This is a genomic window from Sulfitobacter sp. L-8, assembly GCF_056859255.1.
In genome coordinates this window covers 321,072-337,080 of sequence record NZ_JBSXOD010000056.1, presented here as the reverse complement: position 1 = coordinate 337,080, position 16,009 = coordinate 321,072, and the positions used below count along the sequence as shown (strand labels likewise).

The window sequence follows — 16,009 nt, the reverse complement described above, 5'->3', positions numbered from 1 at the left end:
CGAAGCGCAACGAGAAAAAAATCTGCGACCCCAAGATGTAGTGCGCAAATTATATGCAGATGCTAAATTTGGATGCCATGAAAACACAGATATAGCGTTCTGATCCGCAAAAATGCAGATCAGTAACACTATATGTGGTTGGTCTTAAATGGTCGGGGCGAGAAGATTCGAACTTCCGACCCCCTGTACCCAAAACAGGTGCGCTACCAGGCTGCGCCACGCCCCGACTGCGGCCTCTTTAGCTAGAAGCGATCTGATTGAAAAGCCCTAACTTCACGAAAATCGCAGATTAACACGGCCAAGCAGGATTACGCCCCGCAAACGCCGGATGGCGCAGCTGCGTCCCCGGTGAAATGCCTATCCGCCGCGCCAGACCGCCGTTGATTTCCAACACACCAAGCAGGTTGTCCCCGCCCGGGATCGGCGTTTCGTCACCGGGAATGGCGTTTTCGTGAACACGCTGCACGACGCCCCTAGAATCAATGAAAAGCAGGTCGAGAGGGATCAGCGTGTTTCGCATCCAGAAGCTAAGTGTCTGAGGGCTGTCATAGACAAACAGCATACCGGCGCTGCCGGGCAGGCTTTCACGGAACATCAGGCCACGGGCACGTTCGGCCGCATCATCAGCGATCTCGACCGAAAAACGGGCTTGGCCCCAATCGCCACGCAGGGAGACCGACTGTTGCTCGCACACCGCCGCCGCGACCGGAATGGCGAGCCAACTTGAAAGTATGAAACACGCAGAAAGGACTAGTTTTCGCCCTGCTCTGCATTTTGTATTGTTACGGTTTCCCATGCATGTACCTCTGCGGCCATATGACCGCGTTCACCCATTATCACACGCAACGCCAATGCTTCTCCGGGTTGAAGATCGGATAGGCCCGACTGGCGCAGCACTTCTATATGCAAGAATATATCATCGTTCCGCCCAAAGGCATTGGCAAATCCGAACCCTTTGGATTTATCGAACCATTTGACCCGAGCAGGCTCGATCGGTATCGCGGCAACCACGTCGGGGTCCACACCGACAATATCCGACAACACTTGTGACTGAGAAGATTGGGCAGGATGCACAGCGTGTACCTGCGTCGCTTGCACCCCCCTTTCGGTCTTGTGGGCAGAAAGCTCTATGCGGGCCCCGTCGGCAACTGAACTTTGCCCGTAGTTACGTAATACGTTAACATGTAAAAGTATGTCAGGCCCGCCACCGTCAGAGACAACGAACCCAAACCCCTTTGAAGGGTCGAACCATTTCACCACACCTGAAATCACGGCGGTATCGTTTTCTAATTCTGACACAAATGTACCTTGGCGCTATCTAGTATTTCAAATTCGGCAGGAATGCCGCGTATTACTTACGGGTTTAATCGTGTTATCGTCCAGTTTGTGCGTTCATCCAGCCGGCGCCAGACAAAGCGGTCATGAAGACGAAACTCTCCGTCTGCCCAAAACTCAATCTCAAGCGGCGCTATCCGGTACCCGCCCCAGAACGGTGGCCTGTCGGGATCGGTGCCCTGCCTGGCGGTAACTTTTGCGACTTCGGCCATCAGAGCCGCACGGCTTGAAAGCGGCTTTGACTGGTCCGATGCCCATGCCCCCAAACGGCTTTTCAGGGACCGTGATCGATAATACGCGTCGGCTTTCGGCCCGTCTTCTTTAGTGATCAAGCCGCGCACCCGCACCTGACGGCGCAACGACTTCCAGTGCATGACAAATGCCGCTTTGCCCGCACGGTCAAGTTCCTGCGCCTTCGCGCTGGTGTAGTTGGTATAGAAGACAAAGGCGTCTGCCTCGATCTCCTTGAGCAGCACCATCCGCGCGTTCGGCATCCCGCTTTCGTCCACGGTGGACAAGGCTATGGCATTGGGATCGTTGATCTCGGTCAGTGCCGCTTCGTCCAACCACCTTTGCGAAATCTCGAATGGGTTGTCGCCGGCAAATATTCCTTTGCGCGCGTCCATGATGCGTTTCAGCCTACCCTCTTTTGATGTTAGATCGGTCAATTGTAGAAAGTGCCTACAATAAATGACACAGACAAATACTAAATGACACAGGCAAACAACGCAAAATAGCACATTTTGACAAATTGCATCCCTGAATTGCAGATGTGCATCTAACGGAGCAGTCTTGATGCCCAACAGGCAATAGATTAGACCACATCCTAGGCCAATAAATATAGTCGAAGGAATAGAGATGGCAAATGACCTGATGGCGGGAAAACGTGGGCTTATCATGGGCCTTGCCAACGACAAGTCGATTGCCTGGGGCATCGCGCGCAGTCTTGCTGATGCAGGTGCCGAGCTTGCCTTCTCTTATCAGGGCGACGCCCTGAAAAGACGCGTTGATCCGTTGGCTGCTCAATTAGGCAGCAACCTGGTGCTGCCCTGCGACGTCGGATCGGAAGAATCGATTGATGCGTTGTTCGAAACGTTGAAGGAAAGCTGGGAAAGTCTGGATTTTATCGTTCACGCCATCGGGTTTTCGGACAAGAATGAGCTGCGCGGCCGCTATGTCGACACCACGCGGGCCAATTTTGCGATGTCTATGGATATCTCGGTCTATTCGTTCACGGCGGTCATGCAGCGCGCCGAAAAGATGATGACGAATGGTGGCAGCGCGCTGACCCTGACCTATTACGGTGCGGAAAAGGTCATGCCACATTACAACGTCATGGGCCTGGCAAAGGCGGCGCTGGAGGCGTCGGTGAAATATCTGGCCGAAGACCTTGGCAAGGATGGGATCCGGGTCAACGCGATAAGTGCCGGGCCGATCAAGACCTTGGCCGCCTCGGGGATCGGCGACTTTCGCTATATCATGAAGTGGAACGAATATAATTCACCGCTGCGGCGCAACGTGACGATCGACGATGTCGGCAAATCCGCATTGTTCCTGCTCAGCGATCTGGGATCCGGCACCACCGGAGAGAACCTGCATGTCGACGCAGGATATCATGTTGTCGGCATGAAAGCTGTAGACGCGCCCGATATGGCCAAGGAGTAACGTCATGAGCAAGGATGCCTCGAGGTTGCCCCACGAGAAGGGCTTTCATATCAGTTGGGACCAGATACACCGCGACAGCCGGGCGCTGGCCTGGCGGCTTGACGGCATGGGCCCCGACAATGGCGGATGGCGCGCCGTGGTCGCGATCACCCGCGGCGGCATGGCCCCCGCAATGATCGCCGCGCGCGAGCTCGACATCAGAACCGTCGATACCATTTCGATCAAGTCATATGACCACCAGGATCAGTCGGAAGCGGTCGTTCTCAAGTCGCCAGATCGGGAACTTATGGGCGATGGAACCGGTATTCTGGTGATTGATGACCTTGTCGATTCAGGTAAGACGCTTGAAGTTGTTCGCCGGATGTATCCCAACGCGCATCTGGCGACTGTCTATGCCAAACCCAAGGGACGGCCGCAGGTCGATACCTTTATCACCGAGGTCAGTCAGGACACCTGGATATTCTTTCCATGGGACATGGCGTTGCAATATGTAGAACCCTACCGCGGCAAGGACTGACGCAGTATCAAAAAAGATTTATGCCTTCGGCGAGGATTTCAGACCATTTGGAAGCCGGGGCTGTTCCGCTTTTCCATGTGATGCTGCATTGAGTGTCGCTGATATGTGCCAGTCTTTAGGAGGACCCACCGAATGTCGACGCGTACCGCTGCAACCTTCTCTCCGCCCGTAATGGAAGCGCGTCGGTGGCTGGCGGGGGTCGTTTTTCCGGATGACCGCCCCTTGATCAACGTCAGCCAGGCGGCCCCGGTCGAGCCTCCGCCTCGGGAGATGCGGCAAGTCATGGCGGATATTGCGCTTAACCGCGATGACGCGCATCTTTATGGTCCCGTGTTGGGATTGCCGGAGCTGCGCAATGAACTGGCGTCGCGGATTTCCGCGCATTATGCGGGCCCCGTGCGCGCCGCGCAGACCGCGATTACTTCGGGGTGCAATCAGGCGTTCGCGGCGGCAGTCGCCAGCTTATGTTCAGAGGGCGACGAGATCATCATACCGACGCCGTGGTACTTCAACCACAAGATGTGGTTGGACATGTCGGGCGTGGCCGCGGTACCGTTGCCCGCGGGAGCGGGCATGCTGCCCGATCCCGAACAGGCCGCGGCGCTGATCACTCGCCGGACCCGCGCCATAGCGCTTGTCACCCCGAACAATCCCACTGGTGCAGAATACCCTGAAGGGTTGGTGCAGGCATTTTTCGATCTGGCGCGGGACCGCGGCATCGCGCTTATCCTGGATGAAACCTATCGGGATTTCGACAGCCGATCGGGGCCGCCCCATCGCCTGTTCCAGGACCCTGGCTGGGACGATAATCTGATACACCTTTATTCGTTCTCCAAGGCCTATCGCTTGACCGGGCACCGGGTCGGCGCGATTGCGGCTTCGGAAACGCGGTTGGCCGAGGTCGAAAAATTCCTTGATACGGTCGCCATATGCCCCAGCCAGATCGGCCAGCATGCCGCACTTTGGGGGATGCAGAACCTGGGCCGGTGGCTGGCGGGCGAACGCCAAGAGATTTTAGCCCGCCGCCAAGCCATCACCGACAATATGCCCGCGCTCACCGCCAATGGCTGGAAACTGTTGGGCTTGGGCGGCTATTTCGCCTATGTCGAGCATCCGTTTCCCGAAAGCTCGGGAGAACTGGCACCGCGCATGGTCCGTGATGCGGGTGTGTTGTCCCTGCCCGGCACCATGTTCACCCCCGTAGGGGACGTAACCGGCCAACGTCGGTTGCGCTTGGCATTCGCCAATCTGGATGTCGCCGGCATAGGGGTGCTGTTTGATCGTCTGTCACAGCTTTAACCGGCTCTTGCCCCTGTGCGGCGCACCGCATAGACAGGTCCAAACGTGCGTGTAAGGGATAAGACAATGAAAGCCAAAGGTAACAGCATCACGAAAACCGCAGTCTGGGGGCTGATGGGCCTTTTGGTGTTGGGTCTGGGTGGCTTTGGCGCAGTGAGTTTCACCGGCAACATACGCACCGTTGGCACCGTCGGCGACAAGCCGATTTCGGTCGATCAGTATGCACGAGAGCTGCAACAGCAAATCCGCGCCATCGAAGCACAGACCAACGAGCCGTTGAGCTTTCAACAAGCGCAGACCATCGGCCTTGACCGCGCCGTGTTGCAGCGGCTTGTGCGGTTGCGGGCTTTGGATAACGAGGCCGATCAAATGGGCCTGTCGATCGGCGATGAGAACCTGCGCGAACGGATCGTGGAAATATCGTCCTTTCAGGGAATCGACGGAAAGTTTGACCGCGAGGGATATCGCTATGCGCTTCAGCAAGCAGGGCTGAGCGAAGCCGCCTTCGAGATATCCTTGCGCGAGGAAGCCGGGCGCGCGCTGTTGCAGCAAGCGATCACCGCCGGCGTCGACATGCCGTCGGTGTATGCCGACACCCTGATCAACTATGTCGCTGAAAAGCGCAGTTTTACCTGGGCCAAACTGACGCAGGATGATTTGACCACGCCGCTTGGCGAGCCGACCGACGAAGAGCTCAAGACCTACTACGACGAAAACGCCGGGATGTTCATGCTTCCGGCAAGCAAATCCATCACCTATGTCACGTTGTCACCGCAAGATTTGCTGGACGAGGTGGAGGTCAGCGACGAAGAACTGCGACAGGCCTATGACGATCGTTCCTCAGAGTACAACCAACCCGAGCGTCGGTTGGTAGAGCGATTGGTTTTCCAGAATCAGGAGGCAGCGGATCAGGCAGCCGCAGCCCTTGAGGTCGGAGGCACTACGTTTGAAACCTTGGTCGAGGAGCGCGGTCTGGCGCTTGCAGATATCGACATGGGGGACGTCAGCAAAGACGAACTCGGGGCGGCAGGAGACAGCGTTTTCGCAGCCCAGGTCACTGATATCGTCGGGCCTGTGCCTACCAACCTGGGACCGGCCCTGTTTCGGGTAAATGGTGTATTACCTGCGCTGGAAACCTCGTTCGAGGAGGCGCGCCCGACGTTGCAGCAAGATCTGGCCGCAGACCGTGCCGGGCGCCTGGTCGAGGTCAAGGCCCGCGAACTTGACGACCAGCTTGCAGGGGGTGCCAGCCTTGAGCAGATCGCCGAGGACAGCAAGATGACCCTGCACACCATAGAGTGGACCCAGGACAGCACCGAGGATATTGCCGCCTATGCGGGGTTCCGCGAAGCGGCCGCGGGGCTGAAGGAAAGCGACTTTCCGAAAATCAGCCAGCTGGATGACGGCAGCATCTATGCGATGCGCCTTGATGGCACCAAGCCCGAACGTCCGAACCCGTTCGAAGACGCTCGGGATCTGGTCAAAGCCGACTGGATGGCAGACCAGCTTATCGCGGCGTTGACCGCCCAAGCCAAAACGCTGCAAAAGCAGCTGGTCGATGGGGCCGATTTCGAAGCTGTCGGTCTGACACCCACAATCACCGAGGGACAGACCCGCGACGCGTTCATCGAGGGTGCGCCCGAAGCTTTCATGTCCGAGGTTTTCAAGGCAACGCCGGGTGACGTTCAGGTGGTCGAGGGTGACGACAGCGTGGTTCTGGTGCGGCTTGATGATATTTCTCAGCCGGATGAGAACGCCAAGACGCAGCAGCTTCTTGAACAGTTGGGTACCCAATTGAACACCCAGCTCGCCGATGATGTATTTGCGCTTTATGCGGCGGATGTCGTGCGCCGATCCAGCCCGCAGATTGATCAGCAAGCGATCAACGCGGTTCATGTGAATTTCCCATAAGCTAGGCTGCCCATGACCCTGACCCCCGATTTTGACAGCTTTGCCGCAGGGTATGCAGCGGGCAAGAACCAGATTGTCTATACCCGGCTGGCCGCAGATCTGGACACGCCGGTGTCCTTGATGCTCAAGCTGACCGGTGCTGCGCAGAATGCCTTTGTGCTGGAATCCGTGACGGGCGGCGAGGTTCGTGGACGCTATTCTATCATCGGCATGAAACCGGACCTGATCTGGCGCTGTCGCGGCACCGCATCGGCGGTTAACCGTGCCGCACGATATGATGCCGACGCCTTTGAAGATGCACCAGGCGATCCGTTGGATGCCTTGCGTGCCTTGATCGCGGAATCGCGGATCGATCTTCCCGGTGACCTGCCTCAGGCCGCGGCCGGTCTGTTTGGCTATCTGGGGTATGACATGATCCGGCTGATCGAACACCTGCCGAATGTGAACCCCGATCCATTGGGGTTGCCCGATGCCATGATGGTGCGCCCGTCGGTCATTGCCGTGTTGGACGGGGTAAAGGGCGAGGTCACGATCGTGTCCCCCGCCTGGGTGTCTGACGGTCAATCCGCCAAAGCTGCTTATGCGCAGGCCGCAGAGCGCGTGATGGACGCGGTGCGCGATCTCGAACGGTCGATGCCGGGTGCCAGTCGTGATTTGGGCGAAGCGCATGAAGAATCGTCGCCGGTAAGCAACTTTACCCGCGAGGAATATAAATCGGCAGTCGAAAAGGCGCGAGAGTATATTGTTGCGGGTGACATATTCCAGGTGGTCCCCTCGCAACGATGGGCGCAGGGGTTTTCGCAACCACCTTTCGCACTTTACCGCAGCCTTCGGCGGACCAACCCGTCGCCCTTCATGTTTTATTTCAACTTCGGCGATTTTCATGTGGTCGGGGCCAGTCCGGAAATCCTGGTGCGGGTGTTTGGCAACGAAATAACCATTCGCCCCGTGGCAGGCACACGCCGCCGCGGAGCCACCCCCGAAGAAGACCGCGCGCTTGAAGCAGACCTGCTGGCGGACCAGAAAGAACTGGCGGAGCACCTTATGCTGCTGGACCTCGGTCGTAACGACGTCGGCCGCGTCGCCAAGATCGGCACCGTACGCCCGACCGAAGAATTCATCGTCGAACGCTATAGCCACGTCATGCATATTGTATCGAACGTGGTGGGTGAACTGCGTGAAGACCGCGATGCGTTGGATGCGTTCTTTGCCGGTATGCCAGCCGGAACGGTTTCAGGTGCCCCCAAGGTCCGGGCGATGGAAATTATCGACGAGCTTGAGCCGGAAAAGCGCGGGCTCTATGGCGGCGGCGTCGGGTACTTCAGTGCTGGCGGCGACATGGACATGTGCATCGCTTTGCGCACCGCCGTGATCAAGGACAATACCCTGTATATTCAGGCAGGTGGTGGCGTTGTTTACGACAGTGACCCCGAAGCCGAATACATGGAAACGGTCCATAAATCCGATGCGATCCGCCGTGCCGCGGCTGATGCCGCGCGGTTTGCCGGCCAAGGGAACACCTCATAATGCCCAACCAAGCCCCTTTTGAAATTTCGGATCAAAAGGTTGTTCCGGGTACAAGGGCGCAGATCGACCTCCCGATTTCCACTCTGCCCGATCATACACCTGTCGGCCTGTCGCTAGAGGTCGTTCACGGCAAACGCCAGGGCCCGACGATGTTTGTCAGTGCCGCTGTGCATGGCGACGAATTGATCGGAGTCGAAATCGTCCGCCGGCTGTTGCGCGCCCCCCAGCTCAAATCATTACGAGGCACGCTGCTGGTGATACCGGTGGTCAACTCGTTCGGGTTTCTGAACCGGTCGCGCTATCTGCCCGACCGGCGCGATTTGAACCGGTGTTTTCCGGGGCATCCGTCTGGGTCACTGGGATCTCGACTGGCGCATATCTTTCTGAACGAAGTCGTGCTGCGTTGCGATTTCGGCATCGACCTGCATTCGGCAGCGATCCACCGCACCAACCTGCCTCAGGTGCGCATTTCACCCTCTGATCCAGTGACGCGCCGTATGGCAATCAACTTTGCCGCACCGGTGGTGCTGACATCGCCGCTGCGCGATGGATCGTTGCGCGCTGTCGCGGCGGCCAAGGGAACACCGGTTTTGCTGTACGAAGCGGGTGAAGGGCTGCGGTTCGATGAAATGGCCGTGCGGGCCGGCGTGGCAGGTATTCTGCGGGTGATGCGGGCCGAAGACATGTTGCCCGCCAAAGGTATCGCGTCGTCGCGCCGTCAGCCCCATGTCTGCTCGAGCTCCAGTTGGTTGCGTGCGCCCGTTGGAGGTCTCTTGCGTACCTTTCGCGCTGAAGGCGAAACAGTCGCGGCCGGCGACGCACTGGCCACTGTATCCGACCCGTTTGGAAAGACAGAAACGGACATCGTTGCACCCCATGACGGCATCCTGATCGGTCGTGCCATTCTGCCGGTGGTCAACGAGGGTGACGCGGTGTTTCACCTGGCCAAGTTGTTACCACGGGCCGTGGCAAATACCGTAGAAGACATGATCACGCAGCTTGAAAGCGATCCCCTTTTTGACGAGGACGAGATTATCTAGCGGTTCGCAACGTCTGCTTCATTCAGTCATCTGGCTTTGCAACACCGCTGAAATCGGTGCCAGCGCAACCTGGCTTGCCCGATCCTGCAAGCCCCAAACCAGTAGCGCAGAGATCGTTTCGGGACGCATCCGTCCCAGCATGATCACCGATCCTTCTATGCCTGCCTTGAATGCTGCCTGGTCCAAAAAGCGGCGGATTACCGTCGGCGTCTGATCCTTGCTGTCAAAGTCCCGAAAGATCGCCGCGGCGGGTACGCCGTTCTTGACTGCCAGCTTGGGCATGGTGTTCAGCCCCTTGTCCTGCGTGACAAGCCCGTATCCGCCCTGCTCAAGGATCGCCGTGACCTGATCTGCGACTTCGCGGTTCGGCTGAAGGCCCGTGCGGTTTCCTTCCAGCACCCCGACGACTTCGGGCATGCGGGTGAACGCGACCCCTAACGTCGTTTCCGCATCGGTGGGCCGGGCGCCTTCAGGCAAATCGACCATTGCCAAGACCTCGAAACCCTCGTCGCGATAAATGCGCATGCGCTCTGCCGCGTCCGGAAGGGACACGTCAACGGCAAAGCTGATCGAATAGGGAAAACTGCGCAGTGCGGCAATTCCCACCTCGCCCCCATCAAGGTCGCTGCCGGAGTCTATCAACAAGATGCCCATCAGCGGTTTGTCTTCGGGATTGGCGAAGGGTTGGCTGTAGCGTTTGATCGCGCGCGCCCCGCCTGCGGTCGCTTGCGGCGTGACGGTCGGCGCGGTCTCGGCTGACAAAGCCGTTGGCAGGCGGTTGACCGTCACCCCGGTGTCGCGGTCCGATGTGATCGAAGCCGGTGCGCCGATGGTCGGGCGCCCTTGGGTATCCACCGGGTCGGGCGCAACAGTCGGCGCGCGAAGCGCGCCGTCATCGGCCAGGTTTGCACGGTCGGACACGGGCGCGTCTACTGCTACACCAGGCGAAGCGTCAGGTGTAGCGTCACGCGCCGGGACAGGTGCCGCGGGTTCTGTCAGAACTGCCACGGCGTCAGGTGCAGAGGGTTCCATCGGGGCGAGTGCCATCGGGTTGGGCAAGACGGGGGCGTCCGAGCCAATGACGGGCAAGTTGGTTTCGGGCGCGCTCGACGGCGTCGGGCGTTCGATGTTGCGCGTCGCGTCGGGTAATACTCTGGGGGCGGTAACCTGCGGCTGCATGGCCGTGTCAGGTGCAACTGCAAAGGTCCCCTGCGGTGTCACCATGTTGCCTGGTGGGGCCACCTTTGAACTGCGAACCGCCGTTTTTTCCGTCAGATCGTCAGACATCAATTCCTGAGTAAGCGTATCAAGCGGCGGCACCGGGGCTTCGGGTGCTTCTTGCGAAGCATCTATATCGTTTGCAATCGCTGCAACGACCTCGCTTTGCGTGGTTTCAGCAACCTGGTTTGAAATTTCCTCGGGGGCCTGCGCGTTTTCCGCAGGCGCGCGATCACCGGAAGGAGCGTCGGGGGCTATAGTTACGGCGGGGCTGACAGGTTCAGCGGTTTCCTCGGATGCAGCTTGCTCGGCGGCGGCCGCAGGCGCAACGGGTTTGATCGGTTCGTTGTCTGCCGCAGGCGTGGCAGGTTCGACCGGTTCGGCAGGTTGGACCGGTTCGGCGGGTTTTACCGGGACAATCGGGTCTGACACGTCGCGATCGGTTCCGACAGGACCGTCGGCTTTCACCTCGGCTTGTTCCAGCGTCGGGCCCATCGGTATCAAGAACGACACAAAACCGGCCACGACAACACTGAAGACGCCACCAATCAGGATGCCAGCAATGAATCCGCGTGCCATATTATGATCGCTCCTGTTTTTGTTCCGGATTGCGTGGCTCTGGGGCCACCTGCCCTTGACGATGGGTCTTAAGCCTGAACATGTACTGCCCAACGTTATACCGCGTTTTTGCGCAGTTCCTCTAGCCCTAAACCCAGCCTCAATACAAAGAATTACCAAATGCTGCTGCTGATAGATAATTACGACAGTTTCACCTATAACCTCGTTCACTATCTGGGCGACCTGGGGGCCGAGGTCGACATCCGCCGCAATGACGCAATCGACGTGCAGGCGGCGATGGCGCTGAACCCTGCGGGTATCATTCTATCGCCGGGGCCATGCGACCCTGACCAGGCGGGTATCTGTCTGGCCCTGACGGCGGCTGCGGCAGAAACGCATACCCCTTTGTTGGGGGTTTGCCTGGGGCATCAGACGCTGGGGCAAGCTTTTGGTGGCAAGGTCGTTCGGGCCAATGATATCGTGCATGGCAAGATGGGCCAGATGCACCACAAGGGCCGTGGCATTTTTGCAGGCCTCCCCTCACCCTTCGCGGCGACGCGCTATCATTCACTGGTTGTCGACCGCGCCACCCTGCCTGACTGCCTCGAGGTCACGGCGGAACTTGAAGACGGTACGATTATGGGATTGCAGCACCGTGACCTGCCGTTGCACGGGGTGCAGTTCCACCCTGAATCGATCCGATCCGAACACGGGCACAAGATGCTGCAAAACTTTCTGAACGACATAAAGGTGCCGGCATGAGCGACGCATTGAAACCGCTGATTGATGCCGCGGCCAACGGCCCATTGAGTCGCGCGCAGGCTGAAGATGCGTTCGAGATTCTATTTGATGGCGAAGCGACCCCCAGCCAGATTGGCGGTTTCCTGATGGCCCTGCGCACCCGTGGCGAGACAGTGGACGAATATGCCGCCGCCGCCCATGTCATGCGTGCCAAATGCCATCCGGTTGTCGCCCCTGATGGTGCCATGGACATCGTTGGCACCGGAGGCGACGGAAAAGGCACGCTGAACATTTCAACCGCAACCGCGTTCGTCGTCGCCGGTGCGGGGGTCGTTGTTGCCAAGCACGGCAACCGGAACCTGAGTTCGAAGTCCGGCACTGCTGATGCGATGACCCAGATGGGGATCAAGGTGATGGTTGGCCCGAAAGTGGTCGAGGCTGCGCTGCGCGAGGCTGGCATCGGCTTCATGATGGCCCCGATGCATCACCCCGCCATCGCGCATGTGATGCCTACCCGGTCCGAACTGGGCACCCGAACCATCTTCAACATCCTCGGGCCGCTGACCAATCCTGCGAGCGTTAAGCGCCAGCTAACCGGGGCCTACCGCCGCGATCTGATACGCCCTATGGCAGAAACGCTGGGTACACTCGGGTCCGAAAAAGCGTGGTTGGTGCACGGGTCCGACGGTACAGATGAACTAACCATCGCGGGCATAAGCTGGGTGGCGGCGTTGAACCCCGACGGGACGGTCACCGAGATGGAAATCCACCCCGAAGATGCCGGCCTGCCGGTTCATCCGTTTGAAGACATCATAGGCGGCAACCCCGAGGAAAACGCCCGTGCCCTCGGTGCCTTGCTTGATGGCACTGCGTCGGCCTACCGTGATGCGGTGCTGTTGAATTCAGCCGCCGCCTTGGTCATTGCCGATGCCGTCCCGAATCTGAAGGCAGGTGTCGAAATGGCCCGCCACAGCATCGACAGTGGTGCCGCTCGTGACAAGGTCACCCAAGTCGCGCGCATCACCCAGACTGCATGACCGCGCTTGATCTGTCCCGGCTTGGCACCTGGCGCGATCTGCCCTTTTTTGACGACACGCTTCCCGCCATCCAAGCCGCATTGGCAAAGGATGAGCGCATGTTCCTGCCCCCTGCACCTCAGGTTTTCGCGGCGTTGGAGCATACCCAGCCCGATGACGTTCAAGTGGTCATCCTGGGTCAGGACCCCTATCCCACGCCCGGCCATGCCCACGGGCTTGCATTTTCGGCCTCTGCCGACACCGCCCCGCTACCGCGTTCTTTGTGCAATATTTTCAACGAGATGCGAGACGACATTGGCGTCGCGCCTCAACATGCCGATCTTCGGTTCTGGGCGGATCAAGGCGTGCTTTTGCTGAACGCCGCGTTGACCGTCCCCGCGGGTCAGGCCGGTGGCCATGCCCAATTGGGATGGCAGGGCCTGACGGCACAGGTACTTGCACGGCTGGCTGACCGCCCCCGTGCCTACCTACTATGGGGAAGGCCAGCCCAAAAGGCGGCTAAGGCCGTGGATGGCACCGTCAACTTCAAGCTTGAAACCCCGCACCCTTCGCCACTATCCGCACGCCGCGGCTTTTTTGGTTCGCGTCCGTTTTCCCGTACGAATGACTGGTTGCATGCCCAAGGCCAAAACTGCATAGAATGGGCAACCCCGGAGACAACATGACTGACACTTCAGACGGCACCATCCTAGACAAGATCAAAGCATACAAACTGGAAGAAATCGCCGCCGACAAAGCCGCGAAACCGCTTGAGGCGGTCGAGGCAGACGCCCGCGCTGCATCACCGGTCCGCCCTTTTTCGGACGCTCTCTTTGACGCTTCGCGAGAAGGCTATGGGCTGATCGCGGAAGTCAAGAAGGCCAGCCCGTCAAAGGGACTTATTCGCGCGGATTTCGACCCGGCTGCAATCGCCTCCGCTTATGCGGCCGGAGGGGCGACCTGCTTGTCCGTCCTTACCGATACACCCAGCTTTCAGGGGTCTAAAAAATATCTGACCGCCGCCCGCGATGCCTGCTCTTTGCCGGTTTTGCGCAAGGATTTCATGTATGACACCTATCAGGTCGCCGAAGCCCGCGCGCTTGGGGCTGATTGCATCTTGATCATCATGGCCTCGGTCAGCGACGAACAGGCGAGCGAACTTGAAGATGCCGCCGCGTATTGGGGTATGGACGCGTTGATCGAGGTCCACGACAAGGCGGAACTTGATCGGGCAGGTCTTTTGAAAAGCCGGATGATCGGTATAAACAATCGCAATCTCAGGACCTTCGAGACCACTCTGGACACCACACGCGCACTGTCGAAACACGTGGATGTAGAAAAGATGATTGTGTCGGAAAGTGGTCTCAACACCCCTGCCGACCTGGCAGAGATGGCCAAATACGGGGCGCGTGTCTTTCTGATCGGCGAAAGCCTGATGCGTCAGACCAACATCGAAACCGCCACGCGGAACCTGCTGACCAACCCACTTCGTCCCGGAGGCATGTAAATGGCGCTGACGCATTTTGACGGAAAGGGCGACGCGCACATGGTCGATGTATCCGACAAGGCCGTGACATCGCGCATAGCCGTTGCCGAAAACTACATAAAGATGCGGCCGGAAACTTTTGATATCATTGCGGAAGGAAAATCCAAAAAGGGCGACGTGCTGGGCGTTGCCCGTTTGGCTGGCATCATGGCCGCCAAACGCACGGCCGATCTGATACCGCTGTGCCATCCGTTACCGATTACCAAGGTGTCAATTGAACTGACCCCCGACCCGGAATTACCCGGTTTCCGCATTGAGGCCACCGTCAAGACCACCGGTCAGACCGGCGTCGAGATGGAAGCACTGACAGCCGCCTCCGTCACGGCGCTGACGGTTTACGACATGGCCAAGGCAGTGGACAAGGCGATGGAGATCGGCGGTCTGCGCGTGATCTTGAAGGACGGCGGCAAATCCGGGCGCTTTGTTGCAGCATGATTTCTGTAAACGACGCCCTGGCACAGCTTTTCGATCTTGTGACCCCGAACCACGTCGAGACCGTTCCGTTGCGCAAGGCCGCCAGCCGGATGTTGGCCCGCGATGTCGTGGCGACCCGTTCTCAGCCGCCTTTCGCGGTATCGTCAATGGATGGATATGCCTTGCGCCAAGCCGAGGTCGAGCCGGACGCGATGTTCAAAGTTATTGGCGAAGCCGCTGCCGGGCACCGGTTCGAGGGCACCGTAAAAGCAGGCCAGGCCGTTCGGATCTTCACCGGTGCCCCGGTGCCAGACGGGGCCGATTTCGTGGTGATCCAGGAAGATACGACCCGGCGCGGTGATTTATTGATGCTGGGTCACGACATCGACGGCAAGACCAACATCCGTCCGGCTGGCGGCGATTTCACCCAAGGTGACGTGATGCCGGCCCCGCGCCGTTTGCGCCCCTCTGATATTGCGCTGCTTGCCTCCATGAATATCGCTGACGTCCCTGTGCACGCTGCACCTCGGGTCGCGATTATCGCCACCGGAGACGAACTTGTTCAACCTGGCGAAACCCCAGGTCCGGATCAGATAATAGCTTCTAACACTTATGGATTGGCAGCGTTGCTTGAACAGGCCGGTGCACGGTGCCGGATGATTCCGATTGCCCGCGATACCGTGGCCTCGCTGACACAGGCGTTCACGATGGCTCAGGACGCCGATCTGATTATCACCATTGGCGGCGCATCGGTGGGCGATCACGATCTCGTCGCGCCTGTCGCGGCGGAAATGGGTATGGAGCAATCCTTTTACAAGGTTGCAATGCGCCCTGGCAAACCCCTGATGGCGGGAAAACTGAGGGATGTGCCAATGATCGGCCTGCCCGGCAACCCGGTATCCGCGATGGTCTGTGGTGTGGTGTTTGTGGTACCCGTTGTGCACAAGATGCTGGGTTTGCCCGCTGCGGCAGCGCCGCGTGTCAGCTTGCCCCTGGGGGTTGATCTACGTCCCAATGGACCGCGTGAACATTATATGCGGGCAAGGTATGACGGGGGCATGGTACATCCGGAAAGCAACCAGGACAGTTCACTGTTGGGTGTTCTGTCGCGCGCCGATGTGCTGGTTGTGCGTCCCCCCGACGACCCCGCGCGCATGGCCGGAGAGATGATCGACTGCATCCGCCTATGATAGTTGACACAAAACGGGAACAACTATAGAAC

The 16,009-nt window shown here is 58.9% G+C and carries 16 protein-coding genes and 1 tRNA gene; 12 read left to right on the top strand and 5 right to left on the bottom strand.

Going from position 1 to position 16,009, the window contains the following annotated elements; genetic code table 11:
* Positions 1–149: 149 nt before the first annotated feature.
* The 4 genes from AC13DE_RS18325 to pdxH form a co-directional block, all read right to left on the bottom strand.
* Positions 150–226, bottom strand: a tRNA-Pro gene (locus tag AC13DE_RS18325).
* A gap of 63 nt (positions 227–289) precedes the next feature.
* A complete protein-coding gene (locus tag AC13DE_RS18320; RefSeq protein ID WP_483048642.1) occupies positions 290–796 on the bottom strand; it encodes a DUF192 domain-containing protein in 507 nt (168 codons plus the stop codon).
* Entirely contained in the window at positions 751–1,299 is a 549-nt protein-coding gene (locus AC13DE_RS18315; RefSeq protein WP_446295753.1) for a cold-shock protein, read from the bottom strand. The genes AC13DE_RS18320 and AC13DE_RS18315 overlap by 46 nt, the downstream gene beginning before the upstream one ends.
* 56 nt (positions 1,300–1,355) lie before the next feature.
* On the bottom strand, positions 1,356–1,961 hold the full coding sequence (pdxH, locus tag AC13DE_RS18310) for a pyridoxamine 5'-phosphate oxidase (RefSeq protein ID WP_483048641.1): 606 nt from the start codon (positions 1,959–1,961) through the stop codon (positions 1,356–1,358).
* Positions 1,962–2,193: 232 nt separating this feature from the next.
* Between pdxH and fabI the strand changes: the two genes are divergently transcribed.
* The 6 genes from fabI (at position 2,194) to AC13DE_RS18280 (ending at position 9,294) form a co-directional block, all read left to right on the top strand.
* On the top strand, positions 2,194–3,000 hold the full coding sequence (gene fabI, locus AC13DE_RS18305) for an enoyl-ACP reductase FabI (protein ID WP_446295756.1): 807 nt from the start codon (positions 2,194–2,196) through the stop codon (positions 2,998–3,000).
* A gap of 4 nt (positions 3,001–3,004) precedes the next feature.
* The gene (gpt, locus tag AC13DE_RS18300) at positions 3,005–3,517 is read left to right on the top strand and encodes a xanthine phosphoribosyltransferase (protein WP_446295757.1); all 513 of its coding nucleotides are present in this window, start codon (positions 3,005–3,007) and stop codon (positions 3,515–3,517) included.
* 132 nt (positions 3,518–3,649) lie between these two features.
* Positions 3,650–4,816 carry an aminotransferase gene (locus tag AC13DE_RS18295; RefSeq protein WP_483048640.1) on the top strand — a complete coding sequence of 389 codons (1,167 nt, stop codon included), beginning with the start codon at positions 3,650–3,652 and terminating at the stop codon, positions 4,814–4,816.
* Between the two features lie 66 nt (positions 4,817–4,882).
* Positions 4,883–6,727: a peptidylprolyl isomerase gene (locus AC13DE_RS18290; protein WP_446306400.1), complete on the top strand. Its 1,845-nt coding sequence runs from the start codon at positions 4,883–4,885 to the stop codon at positions 6,725–6,727.
* Positions 6,728–6,739: 12 nt separating this feature from the next.
* Positions 6,740–8,254 carry an anthranilate synthase component I gene (gene trpE / locus AC13DE_RS18285; protein WP_446312983.1) on the top strand — a complete coding sequence of 505 codons (1,515 nt, stop codon included), beginning with the start codon at positions 6,740–6,742 and terminating at the stop codon, positions 8,252–8,254.
* Positions 8,254–9,294 (top strand): succinylglutamate desuccinylase/aspartoacylase family protein, encoded by a 1,041-nt coding sequence (locus AC13DE_RS18280; RefSeq protein WP_446295761.1) that lies wholly within the window; start codon positions 8,254–8,256, stop codon positions 9,292–9,294. The genes trpE and AC13DE_RS18280 overlap by 1 nt, the downstream gene beginning before the upstream one ends.
* 18 nt (positions 9,295–9,312) lie before the next feature.
* On the opposite strand, the gene AC13DE_RS18275 is transcribed toward AC13DE_RS18280, so the two are convergent.
* Positions 9,313–11,091 (bottom strand): divergent polysaccharide deacetylase family protein, encoded by a 1,779-nt coding sequence (locus AC13DE_RS18275; RefSeq protein ID WP_483048639.1) that lies wholly within the window; start codon positions 11,089–11,091, stop codon positions 9,313–9,315.
* Between the two features lie 159 nt (positions 11,092–11,250).
* Between AC13DE_RS18275 and AC13DE_RS18270 the strand changes: the two genes are divergently transcribed.
* From AC13DE_RS18270 to AC13DE_RS18245, 6 genes are read left to right on the top strand one after another with little or no spacing between them, the layout of a single operon-like run.
* Complete coding sequence (locus AC13DE_RS18270; protein WP_446312985.1) at positions 11,251–11,832, top strand: anthranilate synthase component II; 582 nt, start codon at positions 11,251–11,253, stop codon at positions 11,830–11,832.
* A complete protein-coding gene (gene trpD, locus AC13DE_RS18265; protein ID WP_483048638.1) occupies positions 11,829–12,848 on the top strand; it encodes an anthranilate phosphoribosyltransferase in 1,020 nt (339 codons plus the stop codon). The genes AC13DE_RS18270 and trpD overlap by 4 nt, the downstream gene beginning before the upstream one ends.
* Complete coding sequence (locus AC13DE_RS18260) at positions 12,845–13,513, top strand: uracil-DNA glycosylase (RefSeq protein WP_483048637.1); 669 nt, start codon at positions 12,845–12,847, stop codon at positions 13,511–13,513. The genes trpD and AC13DE_RS18260 overlap by 4 nt, the downstream gene beginning before the upstream one ends.
* Positions 13,510–14,334 (top strand): indole-3-glycerol phosphate synthase TrpC, encoded by an 825-nt coding sequence (gene trpC / locus AC13DE_RS18255; RefSeq protein ID WP_483048636.1) that lies wholly within the window; start codon positions 13,510–13,512, stop codon positions 14,332–14,334. The genes AC13DE_RS18260 and trpC overlap by 4 nt, the downstream gene beginning before the upstream one ends.
* Positions 14,335–14,808, top strand: coding sequence for a cyclic pyranopterin monophosphate synthase MoaC (gene moaC, locus AC13DE_RS18250; RefSeq protein ID WP_483048635.1), 474 nt, complete (start codon positions 14,335–14,337; stop codon positions 14,806–14,808).
* Positions 14,805–15,977, top strand: coding sequence for a molybdopterin molybdotransferase MoeA (locus AC13DE_RS18245; protein ID WP_483048634.1), 1,173 nt, complete (start codon positions 14,805–14,807; stop codon positions 15,975–15,977). The genes moaC and AC13DE_RS18245 overlap by 4 nt, the downstream gene beginning before the upstream one ends.
* The last annotated feature ends 32 nt before the right edge of the window (positions 15,978–16,009 follow it).